Annotated in this window: 13 protein-coding genes and 1 tRNA gene; 10 read left to right on the plus strand and 4 right to left on the minus strand. The window is 67.8% G+C overall.

The window, feature by feature from the left end; all coding sequences use genetic code 11:
• Positions 1-418, plus strand: a 418-nt coding sequence (locus tag DBR10_RS00285; RefSeq protein WP_108556069.1) for a LysE family translocator, incomplete at its 5' end; no start/stop codon positions are given.
• Between the two features lie 32 nt (positions 419-450).
• Here the strand turns inward: DBR10_RS00285 and ggt are convergent.
• Complete coding sequence (ggt, locus tag DBR10_RS00290) at positions 451-2181, minus strand: gamma-glutamyltransferase (RefSeq protein ID WP_108505686.1); 1731 nt, start codon at positions 2179-2181, stop codon at positions 451-453.
• Positions 2182-2434: 253 nt separating this feature from the next.
• Between ggt and DBR10_RS00295 the strand changes: the two genes are divergently transcribed.
• Positions 2435-2511 (plus strand) — tRNA-Arg (locus tag DBR10_RS00295).
• Positions 2512-2651: 140 nt separating this feature from the next.
• On the opposite strand, the gene DBR10_RS00300 is transcribed toward DBR10_RS00295, so the two are convergent.
• The 3 genes from DBR10_RS00300 to DBR10_RS00310 all read right to left on the minus strand — a co-directional run bounded on the left by DBR10_RS00300 (position 2652) and on the right by DBR10_RS00310 (position 4808).
• Positions 2652-3626, minus strand: a complete 975-nt coding sequence (locus tag DBR10_RS00300) for a class 1 fructose-bisphosphatase (protein ID WP_108505687.1) — start codon at positions 3624-3626, stop codon at positions 2652-2654.
• Positions 3627-3727: 101 nt separating this feature from the next.
• On the minus strand, positions 3728-4057 hold the full coding sequence (locus DBR10_RS00305) for a low molecular weight protein tyrosine phosphatase family protein (RefSeq protein WP_108490258.1): 330 nt from the start codon (positions 4055-4057) through the stop codon (positions 3728-3730).
• 7 nt (positions 4058-4064) lie between these two features.
• Positions 4065-4808: a DUF6065 family protein gene (locus tag DBR10_RS00310; protein ID WP_108490257.1), complete on the minus strand. Its 744-nt coding sequence runs from the start codon at positions 4806-4808 to the stop codon at positions 4065-4067.
• A gap of 100 nt (positions 4809-4908) precedes the next feature.
• Between DBR10_RS00310 and DBR10_RS00315 the strand changes: the two genes are divergently transcribed.
• The 8 genes from DBR10_RS00315 to DBR10_RS19515 all read left to right on the plus strand — a co-directional run.
• Positions 4909-5463, plus strand: a complete 555-nt coding sequence (locus tag DBR10_RS00315) for an AAA family ATPase (protein ID WP_108556070.1) — start codon at positions 4909-4911, stop codon at positions 5461-5463.
• A 10-nt stretch (positions 5464-5473) separates the two neighbouring features.
• A complete protein-coding gene (locus tag DBR10_RS00320; RefSeq protein ID WP_108503720.1) occupies positions 5474-5980 on the plus strand; it encodes a prolyl-tRNA synthetase associated domain-containing protein in 507 nt (168 codons plus the stop codon).
• Positions 5981-6060: 80 nt separating this feature from the next.
• Positions 6061-6981 carry a thioredoxin family protein gene (locus DBR10_RS00325; protein ID WP_108503719.1) on the plus strand — a complete coding sequence of 307 codons (921 nt, stop codon included), beginning with the start codon at positions 6061-6063 and terminating at the stop codon, positions 6979-6981.
• A 9-nt stretch (positions 6982-6990) separates the two neighbouring features.
• Positions 6991-7671: an LON peptidase substrate-binding domain-containing protein gene (locus tag DBR10_RS00330; protein WP_108503718.1), complete on the plus strand. Its 681-nt coding sequence runs from the start codon at positions 6991-6993 to the stop codon at positions 7669-7671.
• Positions 7672-7696: 25 nt separating this feature from the next.
• Positions 7697-7903 carry a Trm112 family protein gene (locus tag DBR10_RS00335; protein ID WP_108503717.1) on the plus strand — a complete coding sequence of 69 codons (207 nt, stop codon included), beginning with the start codon at positions 7697-7699 and terminating at the stop codon, positions 7901-7903.
• A gap of 4 nt (positions 7904-7907) precedes the next feature.
• Complete coding sequence (locus DBR10_RS00340) at positions 7908-9014, plus strand: acyltransferase family protein (protein ID WP_108490528.1); 1107 nt, start codon at positions 7908-7910, stop codon at positions 9012-9014.
• Between the two features lie 58 nt (positions 9015-9072).
• Positions 9073-11973, plus strand: coding sequence for a DNA polymerase I (polA, locus tag DBR10_RS00345; RefSeq protein ID WP_108556071.1), 2901 nt, complete (start codon positions 9073-9075; stop codon positions 11971-11973).
• A 172-nt stretch (positions 11974-12145) separates the two neighbouring features.
• The coding region (locus DBR10_RS19515) for a methyl-accepting chemotaxis protein (protein WP_233243127.1) at positions 12146-13268 on the plus strand (1123 nt) is incomplete at its 3' end.

Consider the following 13268-nt stretch of genomic DNA (forward strand, 5'->3'; position numbering starts at 1 on the left):
GGCCTATGGGGTGCTGCAAGGGGCCGGCGCGGCCTATCTGCTCTGGCTGGGGATCGGCCTGATCCTGCGGCCCCGTCAGGGCTTCGAGGCCGATACCGCGACCCCGGCCGGCGGCGGCCTGTCGGCGGCCCTGCGTCGGGGGCTGCTGACCAACCTGCTCAATCCCAAGGTCGGGGTCTTCTATATCTCGTTCCTGCCGCAGTTCATTCCGCACGGGGCCCCGCCGGCGAGCTTCGGGGCCCTGCTGGCCGGGCTGCACGTGGTCATGGGGCTCGTCTGGTCGAGCCTGCTGATCGCCGCGACGGTGCCGCTGTCGGGCCTGCTGCAAAGGCCGGCGGTGGTGCGCGCCCTCGACCGGATCACCGGCGGGGTGTTCATCGCCTTCGGCCTGCGGCTGGTGCTCGACCGCCGGGGCTGAGCGCCGGTCGGCCGGGCGCGGCGGCCTGGAGGCTAGAGGCCCTTGGCCACGCCTTCGCGACGGGGATCGGCCCCGCCTTCCAGCACGCCGCCCGGACGCACGATCACCCCGTGCAGGCCCGAGGTCTCGTACTGCCCGGTCTTGACCAGCACGCCCCGGGCATTGAGGGCCGCGACCAGATCGGGCCCGAACCGGTCGGCATCGCCCGAGAAATTGCTGCCTCGCGAGACCAGATTGGGCAGGTTGATCGCCTCCTGCATCGACAGGCCCCAGTAGAAGACGCCGACCATGGCCTTGAGGTTATAGGACAGGATGGCGTTGCCGCCCGGCGAGCCTACGGCGGCCAGGAACTTGCCCCGGTTGTCCAGAACGATGATCGGGGCCATGGACGAGCGCGGCCGCTTGCCCGCCGCCACGGCATTGGCGGCCGGCGCGCCGTCCTTTTCGACCGGCGCGAACGAGAAGTCGGTCAGCTGGTTGTTGAGGAAGAAGCCGCCGACCATGCGGCCGGATCCGAAAATGCTCTCGACCGTCGTGGTCATCGACACCACATTGCCGTCCGGATCAACGACGACGAAATGGGTCGTGCCGCCGGGCTCATGGGTGACGTCGACGCCCGTCCGGGGCGCCCCCTTGGGGTAGCCGAAGGCCGGGGCCGGCCCGGCGACCTGGCCGATCAGCCTGGCGCGTTCGGCGACATAGACCGGGTCGAGCAGGCCGTCGACCGGCACCTTCACGAAGGCCGGATCTCCGACGTAGCGGTCGCGGTCGGCGTACATCACCCGTTCGGCCTCGGCCATCAGGGTCCAGGCGACCGGATCGGTCGGCCCCCGACTGCCGATATCGGTATGCTCCAGCATCATCAGGGCCTGGATCACCGCCAGACCGCTCGAGGACGGGTTGGGCACGCAGACGGTATAGACCTTCCACGGCCGGCACAGGGCGGCCCCCGAGCGCGGGCGGTAGGCCTTCATGTCCGACAGGCTGATCGTGCCCGGCAGGGCCCCTTCATGCACCTTGTCGACGATGGCCTGGGCGATCGGGCCCTCATAAAGGGCGCTGGGCCCCTCGGCCGCCAGCCGCTTCAGGGTAGCGGCATAGGCCGGGTTCCGCAGGGTGTCGCCGGCCTGGTAGAGGGTGCCGTCCGGCTTGGTGAAATAGGCTTTCACATCGGCGGCGCTGTTCTGCGGGACCCGGGGGCTGTTGATCATGCCCGCCAGGCGCGGACTGACCACGAAGCCGTCGCTGGCCAGGGTTTCGGCGTCGCGGAACAGGGTGTTCCAGGCCGCCCGGCCGTGCTCTTTCTGGACCTGGGCCAGCATCGCCACGGCGCCCGGTACCCCGGTCGAGCGACCCGACAGCAGGGCCGTCACGAAGGGCAGGGGCTTGCCGTCCGGGCCGAGGAACATGTCGGGACCCGCGCCGCCGGGAGCCTTCTCGCGACCGTCATAGGCCGTCACCTTGCCGGTGCGGGCGTCGTAATAGGTCATGAAGGCGCCGCCGCCGAGGCCCGAGCTCTGCGGCTCCACGAGGCTCAGCACCGCCTGGATGGCCACGGCCGCATCGGCCGCCGAGCCACCCTCGCGCAACACCCGCAGACCGGCTTCCACGGCCAGTGGATTGGCGGCCGCCACGAAGCCGCGGGGCGCGGTCGCCGGTGCCACGACCGGGGTCGGCGCGGCCAGGGCGGCCGGCGGCGCGGTCTGGGCGCAGGCCGACAGCCACAGGGGCGAGAGCAGGGAGATCAGGGCCAGGCGACGCATGCGTACCAATTCCGTTCGACCAGGACCGGGGCGCGTACCCCCCGGCAGGGACCGACCATGGACAACAAACCGGCACGGCTGTCACCTCTCTAAGGCCCGGCACCCTGCAAAACAGCCGCCCCCGCCCGGTTCCGGGCGACCCGTGCCCGCGACCTCGGCGAAGCGTGCCAAAACTTTTCACCCGATCTCGAAAACGGCGCTTGCGCCCCGCAATTGAACGGGCTATCTCCCCCGCCTCGCCGAAAGGCAATGCGCGCCCGTAGCTCAGCTGGATAGAGCATCAGACTACGAATCTGAGGGTCGGACGTTCGAATCGTTCCGGGCGCGCCATTTTCTCCAGACACCATCAAACAAGCGCCCGGCCTCGGGTTTCTGCAGGGCTACGGCGTCGGCGCGTCTGGTGATCCGGGTTCCGGGATGGGGCGAAGCCTCGTGGGGCGGGCCTGGCTGGCCACGCCCCGCTGGCGATTTCAGGCCGTCATGGCGACCCTGACCTGGTCGACCTCGTTGGCCGAACCCAGGACCACCGGTACGCGCTGGTGCAGCTTGACCGGCTGCAGGTCGAGGATCGGGTCCAGGCCCGTGGTCGACTTGCCGCCGGCGCGCTCGACGATCAGCGACATCGGGTTGGCCTCGTACATCAGGCGCAGCTTGCCGGCCCGGTCGGGTTCGCGGGCATCCCACGGATAGAGGAAGATGCCGCCGCGCATCAGGATGCGATGGACGTCGGCCACCATCGAGGCGACCCAGCGCATGTTGAAGTTCTTGCCGCGCGGGCCGTCCTTGCCCTGGACGCAGCCCTGGACATAGGTCTGGATCGCCGGAGCCCAGTGGCGCTGGTTCGACATGTTGATCGCGAACTCGGCCGTGTCGGGGCTGATGCCCAGGGTGTCGTGGGTCAGCAGCCAGGCCCCGTCGGCATCGAGGGTGAATCCGACGACACGGTCCGACAGGGTCAGCACCAGCATGGTCTGGGGGCCGTAGACGGCATAGCCGGCGGCGACCTGGCGACGGCCGGGCTGCAGGAAGTCGGCCTCGGTGGGGATGCCGGCGGCCGGGGCCGGCAGGATCGAGAAGATGGTCCCGACCGAGACGTTGACGTCGATATTGCTGGAGCCGTCCAGCGGATCGAAGGTGACCAGATAGCCGCCGGTACGGCCGGTGGTCTCGATCTCGTCGAGCTCTTCAGAGGCCAGGCCCGCCACGGCCGGGCAGGCCTTGAGCACGTCGCGCAGCATGTCGTTGGTGATGATGTCGAGCTTCTTCTGCTCTTCATCCTGCACATTGACCTGGCCGGCCGCGCCGAGGCTGCCGCTGATGGCGCCGGAGGCGACGACCTTGCTGATCTGGCCGCAGGAGCCGGCGATCACGGTGACCAGGTCCTTGAGGGCGGCATCGGCCGGTTCGGAGGCCAGGAAGCCGGCAAGGTCGATCAGCTTGGTCATGAAGGTCTCTGTGGCGACGGGACTGTGCGGGCGACCTTATCCAGTCCTGCCGCCCGGGCCAACCGCCGGACGCCTTTCTGGAGCGACTTGTTCGGCCGCAGTCAGGGTGCGGGCAGGAATCTCGGGACGCGGGCCTCCAGCAGCCGGATCAACTCCGGATCCATGAAGACGTAATCGTCGGGGATATCGAGGCAGATGACGCGCGTGGACTTCAGTTGCGCCCGGAAGCGCCGGTTCAGCTTGGTGCGATGGGCCTTCTCCATCACGAAAATCAGGTCAGCCTCTGCGACCATCTCGCCCGTCAGGGGCTCATCGGCATCGGCGCAGACACCGGCCGAGGCGGCCTCGATGCCCGGCCAGGTCGAGAACAGCTGCTCGGCGGTCGGACTGCGCAGCCGGTTCTTGCCGCAGACGAACAGGACGCGCTTCAAGCTCCGCTCACCCGACCTTGGGGGCCTTCAGGCGGCGCTTGTTGACGTGGTGGCTGGGGGCCTCGGCCTTCACCTCTTCGGGGTACTCGCCCTTGAAGTAGAAGCGCTGCCAGGCCTCCTTGGTGGCCTCGGGGTCGCGCTTGAAGATCAGGCTGTTGAACTCGCTGCGCTTCTCGGCCCAGACGTCATACTGGCGGCGCAGGTCGGGGTTGGCGTTCATCGAGCGGATCACCGGCTGGACATTGTCCATCTGCTTGTCCTGCATCAGCATGATGAAGCAGAAGGGCTCGCCCTTTTCGAAGCGCACGGTGCCGGGGCGGGTGAAGAGCCAGTTCATCGTGAAGGGGAACGGCAGCCAGTCGGTCTCGACCAGGCCGGCCAGGGGCTGGATGCCGTCCTTGATGTGGTTGGGCGGCCCCATGGTCAGGATCGACCAGCCCGGCGGGGTGCGGAACAGATAGCCCGTGTGGAAGGTCACCGTGCCGCGCGAGAAGTGCGATTTCACAAAATCTGTAAAGCCCGGATAGGGATGGTCCGGCTGGAACTTGATGCAGTCCTGGTGCGCGCCGCCGTCCCAGCTCATCGAGAAGCCGACCGGGCAGAGGATTTCCCAGCCCGAGGTGTTGGCCATCGACAGCGGCAGGCAGCGATAGGGGTGGCGGTCGGCGAAATGGTCCATCCAGGCCCGTTGCGGCCGGCCCGGGACGATTTCCGGCGGACGGTTCTCGGTGGGATAGCACTCCAGTTCCATGCCGCGCGTCTTCCTGTTGTCTTGACCCTTGGCTCTGGTCTAGCGCCCAACAGGCGAGGCCGTCCAGTTGACCCGTACGCCTTCCCGAAAGGTCCGTCTGATGTCCATCCCTTCGCCACGCCGGATCGTCGTCACCGGCGGTCCCGGTTCGGGCAAGACCAGCCTGATCAACGCGCTCGAGGACAGGGGCTTTGCGCGGACCGTTGAGGCGGGGCGGGCCATCATCCAGGAGGAGGTCGGCGCGGGCGGCACAGCCCTGCCCTGGGGTGACCGCCAGGCCTATGCGGACCGGATGCTGGCCAGGGAGCTGGTGTCTTATGGGGCGGCGGATGGTCTGGCGGGGCCGGTATTCTACGATCGGGGCCTACCCGACGTCGTCGGCTATCTGGAGCTTTGCGGGCTGCCGGTTCCTGCGACCGTCGACACCGCCGCCAGGCGCTTCCGGTACGACCCCATCGTGTTCATCGCCCCGTTCTGGCCCGAGATCTTCACCCGGGACGCCGAGCGTCGCCAGGACCTGGCCGAGGCCGAGCGCACCGGCACCGTCATGGCCCGGGTCTATCCTGCCTTCGGCTACAGGCTCGTCGCGCTGCCCTACGCGGATGTCGCCGCCCGCGTCGATTTCGTGCTCGAAAGCCTGGGCGCTGCGTCCTAAAACGCCGGGCATGAAGACCCGCGCCGACCTTTTTGCCTTCCTCGACGCCCATGGCATCCCCCACGCCACCCTCGACCACGCGCCGGTGTTCCGGGTGGAGGAGGGGCTGGAGATCAAGGCCGCCATGCCCGGCGGTCACACCAAGAACCTGTTCCTCAAGGACGCCAGGGGCCAGCTCTGGCTGATCTCGGCGCTCGGTGAGACCGTGATTGATCTCAAGCGCCTGCATACGGTGATCGGCTCCGGCAGGCTGTCGTTCGGGCCCGAGGCCATGATGGTCGAGACTCTGGGGGTCACGCCGGGCTCGGTCACGGCGCTGGGCCTGATCAATGACGCCGACCGGCGGGTGCGCTTTGTGCTGGACGCGGCCCTGGCGGCCTCCGACCCGGTCAACTTCCACCCCTTAAGCAATAATGCCACCACGGCGCTCAGCCAGGACGGCTTCCGGGCGTTCCTCGCCGCGCTGGGGGTCTCGCCGCTGATCGTGGATTTTGCGGCGATGGCGGTGGTGGATTAGAGGCACCCGGCGATTGCGGATGTCGCCTCCAGGGACCATCTTGCCGCTGAACGCGTTGCGATCTGCATGAGAGACTTCCGATGAGCCTGATTGGCGTCAAACCCCCTCCTGTTCCGGCCGGCGGCCCGGCCGGTGGCAAGAGCGAGCACATCAAGGACGGTACCGACGCCAGCTTCATGGCCGACGTCATCGAGGCCTCGAAGACCCAGCCGGTCATCGTCGACTTCTGGGCCACCTGGTGCGGGCCCTGCCGGCAGCTGACCCCGGCCCTGGAAAAGGCCGTCACCGCCGCCAAGGGCGCGGTCAAGCTGGTCAAGATCGACGTCGACAAGAACCCCGGCTTTTCCGGCCAGCTGCGCGTGCAGTCGATTCCGACCGTCTATGCCTTCGTCAACGGCCAGCCGGTGGACGGCTTCCAGGGCGCGGTGCCCGAGAGCCAGATCAAGATGTTCATCGACCGCCTGGCGGGACCGCCGGCCGAGAGCGACCTGGACGCGGTTCTGGCCATGGCCCGGGAGTCGCTCGAGCTGGGGGATCTCGGCGGCGCGGCCCAGGCCTATGCCCAGGCCCTGCAGATGGATCCGGCCAATCTGAAGGCCATCGGCGGTCTGGCCCGCTGCTATCTGGATGGCGGCGACCTGGAGCGCGCGGCCGAGGTTGCGGCCATGGCCCCGGCCAATGCCAGGGACCCCGATCTGGAAAGCGTGCGCGCAGCTCTTGTCCTGGCGGAGGCGGCCCCGTCCGAGACAGCCCCCTTCGAGGCCCGTCTGGCGGCCGATCCCGACGATCACGAGGCCCGGTTCGAGCTGGCCAAGGCGCTGGCCGGGGCCGGACATTTCGAAGCGGCCGCGGACCACCTGCTGGCCATCATTGCCCGCGACCGCGCCTGGAACGATGAGGCGGCGCGCAAGCAGTTGCTGGTCGTGTTCGAGGCGGCCGGGGCGATGTCCGATGTCGCCAAGGCCGGTCGCAAGCGGCTGTCTTCCATCCTGTTCAGTTAGGAGGCGACGATGCCGGGTGTCTTTCGCAAGGTCAGCGACCTGCCTCTGGTGATCCCGGTGTTCCCGCTGAACGGGGTGCTGCTGCTGCCCGGTGGCCAGCTGCCGCTGAACATCTTCGAGCCGCGCTACCTGAACATGCTGGACGACGCCATGTCGGGCGAGCGCATCATCGGCATGATCCAGACCCGGGGCCACCAGGGTGGGGGCGAGGGGGCCGGCCACGACCCCGCCCTGGCCCCGATCGGCTGCGCCGGCCGCGTGACCAGCTTCGCCGAGACCAGCGACGGGCGCTATCTGATCACCCTGACCGGCGTGTGCCGGTTCCGGGCCGGAGACGAACTGCCGGTGCGAACGCCCTATCGCCAGGTCCGGGCGGACTTCACGAGCTTCAAGGCAGACCTGCGCGACGAGCCGCCCGGCGTGGTGGGCGGCGCGGAGGCTGCCCCCCTGCTGGCGGCGCTACGGCGCTATCTGGATCACCGAGGTCTGGCCATCGACTGGACCAGCGCCGAGAGTGCGCCGCTGGATGCCCTGATCAACAGCCTGTCCATGGCCCTGCCGTTCGACGCCATGGAAAAGCAGGCCCTGCTGGAAGCGCCGACGCTCGCCGATCGCCGCGCGACCCTGGTGACCCTTCTCGAGATCGATGCGGCCAGCGGCGACGACGACGCGCCGGCCTCTATCCAATAGAGAGCCGTCCGGCTAAGAAACCGACATGACCAATGCTCCGAACCCGCCGCCCGTCGAGATCGATCCGCGCCTGCTGGAAGTCCTGGTTTGCCCGGTGACCCGCGCCCCGCTCGACTATAACCGGGCTCGTGGCGAGCTGGTCAGCCGCGCCGCCAAGCTGGCCTACCCGATCCGTGACGGCGTGCCGATCATGCTGCCGGAAGAGGCCCGGTCCCTCGAGGACGGCGAATAGACGGATGGCCTTCGATGCCGGGATTTCGCGCGCCCCCAGGCTGGCCTCGCTGGACGTCCTGCGCGGCCTGACCATCGTCGGCATGATCCTCGTCAACAGTGCCGCCTATCTGCACTATGTCAGCGGCTATGACGTCTTTCCGGTTCTGATGCATTCGCGGTGGTCGGGGTTCACCCTGGCCGATGCCGTGTTCCCGGCCTTCATCGTCATGACCGGGGTCTCGATTCCGCTGGCTACTCCGGCGACGGGCCAGGCCCTCGACGGGCCGGGTCTGCGGCGACTTCTGGTGCGCTCGGCGCGGCTGATCCTGCTGGGGCTTCTGGTCAGCAACATCTACTGGCTCGCGACGCCCGAGAGCGTGGCGTTCCGGCCGATGGGCGTTTTGCAACGCATCGCCCTGGCCTTTCTGGCCGCCGCTGTCCTCTATCGCACCACCGGCCCCCGGGTTCGTCTGGCCCTCGCCGCCGGTCTGCTGCTGATCTACTGGCCGCTGTGCCAGCTGCCCTATCCCGGCGGCGTCGCCGATCTGGCCACGCCCGGGTCCAGCCTGGTGGCCTGGCTGGATCGGGCCGTTCTGGGCGTCCATGCCTATGTGAAAGGGCCGGCCGGCTATGACCCGGAGGGCCTGCTGGGCACCCTGCCGGCCATCGCCCAGGCGCTGATCGGGGTTGCGGCCGGCGAATGGCTGATGGCCCGTCGCGGAGCCCGCGGTCTGGCCCTCGCCGGACTGGGCCTGCTGGTTGCGGGCCTGGCTTGGGCGGTGGTCTTCCCCGTGATCAAGGATCTGTGGACCAGCAGCTATGTGCTGGTCTCTTGCGGCGCGACCCTGCTGGTGCTGGCCGGCCTGCACCAGAGCCTGGACGTGAAGGCCTGGAAGCTGCCGGGTACGGCTTTCCTGACCGACTTCGGGGTCAATGCGATCTTTGCCTATGTGCTGCACGAGCTGGCGTCGATCATGCTGACCGCGCACATGCTGAAGATCCCCTATGACGCGGCCGCGCCACTGATCGGGACCAAGACCGCCGCCCTCATTCCGGTGGCGGTCTTCATCGGTCTGCTCTGGGCGGTGCTGGGTTACATGCACAAGCGGCGCTGGATCGTGAAGGTCTGAGGCGAACGCCTCGCCAGAAGCATTTTGCAGGCCGTGCCCGGCGGCCTATGGTCGGGGCATGACCGATATCGCCGCGCCCGATTCCGAAACCGTTTCCGCTCGTCCCGCGACAGAAAGCGCTCCGGTGCGCCTCTTTCTGATCGACGGCTCGGCCTATCTGTTCCGGGCCTATCACGCCCTGCCGCCCCTGACCCGCAAGAGCGACGGCCTGCCGGTGGGCGCGGTGCAGGGCTTCTGCAACATGTTGTGGAAGCTGCTGCGCGACATGCAGGGCGACGCTCCCACCCATCTGGCGGTGATCTGGGACCATTCGGAAAAGACGTTCCGAAACAACCTCTATGATCAGTACAAGGCCCATCGGCCGCCGGCCCCGGAAGACCTGATTCCGCAGTTCCCGCTGGTCCGCGAGGCCACCCTGGCCTTCGGCGTTCCGGCCATTGAACTGGCGGGCTACGAGGCCGATGACCTGATCGCCGCCTATGCCTGCCGGGTGCGCGAACAGGGCGGCGAGACCGTCATCGTCAGCTCGGACAAGGACCTGATGCAGCTCGTCGGGGACGGGGTGTCAATGTACGATCCGATGAAGGGCGTGCGCATCGACCGCGAGCAGGTGTTCGAGAAGTTCGGCGTCTATCCGGAAAAGGTCGTCGATGTTCAGGCCCTGTGCGGCGACAGCGTCGACAACGTGCCCGGCGCGCCGGGCATCGGGATCAAGACCGCCTCCCAGCTGATCAACGAATATGGCGACCTCGACACGCTTCTGGCCCGGGCCGGCGAGATCAAGCAGCCCAAGCGCCGCGAGACCCTGATCAATTTCGCCGACCAGATCCGGCTGTCGCGCCAGCTGGTCCAGCTGGACTGCAACACGCCCCTGCCCGAGCCCGTCAGTGACCTGACCCTGCGCGAGCCAGACAAGGCGGTGCTGCAGGCCTTCCTGGAGGCGATGGAGTTCCGCACCCTGGCCCGCCGGGTCGGGGACGGCAGCGCCGCCGCCGTGCCGCGCAGCCTGGATCGTCCGGCCGGACCGGCCATCGGTGCCCCCGTGTCGAGCCTGTCCTATATGGGCGCGGCCGCCCGGGCGGCGGCCAGTCCTGTCGCCGAGCCGGCTGTGATCGACACGACGGCCTATGCCTGTGTCCGGGACCTTGAGACGCTGAAAGCCTGGGTCGATCGGGCCACCGCCAGTGGGATCGTTGCCTTCGACACCGAGACTGATGCCCTGGGTTCGGCTACGGCCGGCCTGGTCGGGGTGTCGCTGGCCCTTGCGCCGGGCGAGGCCTGCTACATTCCGCTGGCCCATGAGGAAAAGGCCGAGGGTCTGGCTTTCGAGACCGCCGCCAGCCTTGAGCAGATCCCGCTGGCCGACGCCATCGCCATCCTCAAGCCCCTGCTGGAAGACCCGGCCGTGCTGAAGGTGGCCCAGAACGGCAAGTACGACATCGCCGTCCTGTCACGCTATGGCGTCCAGGTCGGTCCCGTGGATGACACCATGCTGATCAGCTACGTGCTGGAGGCCGGGTTGCACGGCCATGGCATGGACGAGCTTTCCGAGCTGTGGCTGGGCCACAAGCCGATCCCGTTCAAGCAGGTGGCCGGGTCAGGCAAGAGCCAGATCAGCTTCAAGCATGTGGGTCTGGCCGAGGCCACGGCCTATGCCGCCGAGGACGCCGACGTCACCCTGCGGCTGCATGCCCTTCTCAAGCCCCAGCTGGCGGCCAAGGGCCTGCTGACCGTCTATGAGACGCTCGAGCGGCCCTTGCCGCCGGTGCTGGCGGCGATGGAAAACACCGGCATCCGGGTCGATCCGGAGACCCTGCGCCGGCTGTCCAACGAGTTCTCCCTGCGCATGGCCGAGTTCGAGGCCAAGGCGCAGCAACTGGTCGGCCACCCGTTCAATCTGGGCAGCCCCAAACAGGTCGGCGACGTGCTGTTCGGGGAAATGGCCCTGAAGGGCGGCAAGAAGACCGCGACCGGCCAGTGGTCGACCGACAGCGATGTGCTCGAGAGCCTGGCCCTGGAGCATGAGCTGCCACGCGTCCTGCTCGACTGGCGTCAGCTGTCCAAGCTGAAGGGCACCTATACGGAGAACCTGATCGCGGCGATCGCGCCGGCGACCGGCCGGGTTCACACCTCCTATGCCCTGGCGGCGACGACGACGGGGCGGCTGTCGTCGTCGGACCCGAACCTGCAGAACATCCCGATCCGCACCGAGGAAGGTCGCAAGATCCGCAAGGCCTTCATCGCCGATCCGGGCAAGGTGCTGATCAGCGCCGACTACAGCCAGATCGAACTGCGCCTGCTGGCCCATATCGGCGACATTCCGCAGCTGAAGAAGGCCTTCCAGGACGGTCTGGACATCCACGCCATGACCGCCTCGGAGATGTTCGGCGTGCCGATCGAAGGCATGCCGTCCGACGTTCGCCGCCGCGCCAAGGCGATCAATTTCGGCATTGTCTATGGCATCTCGGCTTTCGGCCTGGCCAACCAGCTGGGCATCGGCCAGGGCGAGGCCGGGGCCTATATCAAGACCTATTTCGAGCGCTTCCCCGGCATCCAGGCCTATATGGAAGCGACAAAGGCGTTCGTGCGCGAGCACGGCTATGTCACCACCATTTTCGGCCGCCGGATCAATATTCCCGAGGTCCAGTCCAAGTCGGTGGCCCAGCGCCAGTTCTCCGAGCGGGCGGCGATCAATGCGCCGATCCAGGGCGCGGCTGCCGATGTGATGCGACGGGCCATGGTGCGGATGCCCGCGGCCCTTCAGGCCGCCGGCCTGACCGCGAAGATGCTGCTTCAGGTTCACGACGAACTGGTCTTCGAGGCCCCGGAAGCCGAGGCCGAGGCCACCTGCGCCGTGGCGCGGCAGGTTATGGAGACGGCCGCCGCGCCGGCGGTGGACATGATGGTTCCGCTGACGGTTGAGGCGCGCGCCGCGCTCAACTGGGATGAGGCGCACTGATCAGAAAACGGGCACTATTCGACGTGGTGAGGCGTTACGCCGCAACACGGTTAACAGATTGGAAGGGCGCTCGGCGGCACAGCTTGATCGCGCGCCAGACCATGATTCCCAGGTTAAATACCTGCGTTATCTCTGGTTTTGGCGGAGCGGAGCCAAAAGCTGGAGAGCGATCGTGTCGTTCGGTGACCTGAAAATCCCCCATAAACTCGTGGCTGTTTTCGCGGTCATGCTGGCCACGATCATGCTCATGGGCGGAGCACTGTTTGCCAACAAGCTGGGCTTTGAGCAGTCCGTATCCCGCACCGAACGCGCCCACGAGTCGCTGAGGGCTGCGGATACGGCCGCGTTCCGGCTGACGCGGCAGGAAAATTCCCTGCGCGGGTTCCTGCTTTCAGGCGATCCCTACTACGTCAAACGGCTGGAAGAGGCCCACAAGCCCAAGTTCCTGGCGGCTCTGGACAAGCTCAAGACCCTCGCGGATGGCGATGAGGCGGCTCTGGCGCGGACCGCCGCCGTCGATGCAGCCTATGCCGAGTACCGCAAGCAGGCCATCGAACCGGGTGAGGCCCTCGGGGCAGATCCCGCCACCCGGCCGCAGGCGGTGGAACTGGTCAAACACGACGGTGTCGCCGACAAGGCGGTTGAGCCGGTCGAAAATGCCATCGAGGCCATCGTGACCGAGGCCGAGAGCGTTCTGGCGGCGGAAGCGGCCGCCCAGAAGAAGGCGTCTGCCGCGTCCACCTTGACCCTGGCGGTCGGCATTCTGGTGGCGATCGGCATTGCGGTCGCCGGCGGGCTGATGCTCAGCGGCGGCATTGCCGCACCGGTCGCAGCCATGACTGCCGCCATGCGGCGTCTCGCCTCCGGGGATCATTCGATCCCGGTTCCGGCCTTGGGCCGCAAGGATGAGATCGGCCAGATGGCTGCGGCCGTCATGACCTTCAAGGAAGCGGCCATCGCCAAGGCGCGGCTCGAGGGCGAGTCGGCCCACCAGCGGGCCCAGGCCGAGCGTGAGCGGACCGAGCACGAGGCCGACAAGGCCGCGGACGCCGAAGCTGACTCCGTTGCCTTCAGTGCCCTGGCCGAGGCCCTCGACCGCCTTGCCAATGGTGACCTGACCCATCGCATCCACGTGACCTTTGCGCCCAAGGCCCAGCAGTTGAAGACCGACTTCAACACCGCTGCCGGCCGGCTGCAGGAGGCGATGAAGAGCATTGCCCACGCGACCGGCGGTATCCGCGCCGGGTCGGAAGAGATCGCCCAGGCCTCCGACGACCTGTCGCGTCGCACTGAAC

It is taken from the genome of Caulobacter sp. HMWF025, assembly GCF_003060965.1.
GTDB lineage: Bacteria > Pseudomonadota > Alphaproteobacteria > Caulobacterales > Caulobacteraceae > Caulobacter.

What these genes read in the sequence shown, in the direction of transcription:
- ggt (WP_108505686.1), bottom strand. Translation starts at nt 2,181, where the DNA reads ATGCGTCGCCTGGCCCTGATCTCCCTGCTCTCGCCCCTGTGGCTGTCG.
- DBR10_RS00300 (WP_108505687.1), bottom strand. Translation starts at nt 3,626, where the DNA reads ATGACCAAGCTGATCGACCTTGCCGGCTTCCTGGCCTCCGAACCGGCC.
- DBR10_RS00310 (WP_108490257.1), bottom strand. Translation starts at nt 4,808, where the DNA reads ATGGAACTGGAGTGCTATCCCACCGAGAACCGTCCGCCGGAAATCGTC.
- DBR10_RS00315 (WP_108556070.1), top strand. Translation starts at nt 4,909, where the DNA reads ATGTCCATCCCTTCGCCACGCCGGATCGTCGTCACCGGCGGTCCCGGT.
- DBR10_RS00320 (WP_108503720.1), top strand. Translation starts at nt 5,474, where the DNA reads ATGAAGACCCGCGCCGACCTTTTTGCCTTCCTCGACGCCCATGGCATC.
- DBR10_RS00325 (WP_108503719.1), top strand. Translation starts at nt 6,061, where the DNA reads ATGAGCCTGATTGGCGTCAAACCCCCTCCTGTTCCGGCCGGCGGCCCG.
- DBR10_RS00330 (WP_108503718.1), top strand. Translation starts at nt 6,991, where the DNA reads ATGCCGGGTGTCTTTCGCAAGGTCAGCGACCTGCCTCTGGTGATCCCG.
- DBR10_RS00335 (WP_108503717.1), top strand. Translation starts at nt 7,697, where the DNA reads ATGACCAATGCTCCGAACCCGCCGCCCGTCGAGATCGATCCGCGCCTG.
- DBR10_RS00340 (WP_108490528.1), top strand. Translation starts at nt 7,908, where the DNA reads ATGGCCTTCGATGCCGGGATTTCGCGCGCCCCCAGGCTGGCCTCGCTG.
- polA (WP_108556071.1), top strand. Translation starts at nt 9,073, where the DNA reads ATGACCGATATCGCCGCGCCCGATTCCGAAACCGTTTCCGCTCGTCCC.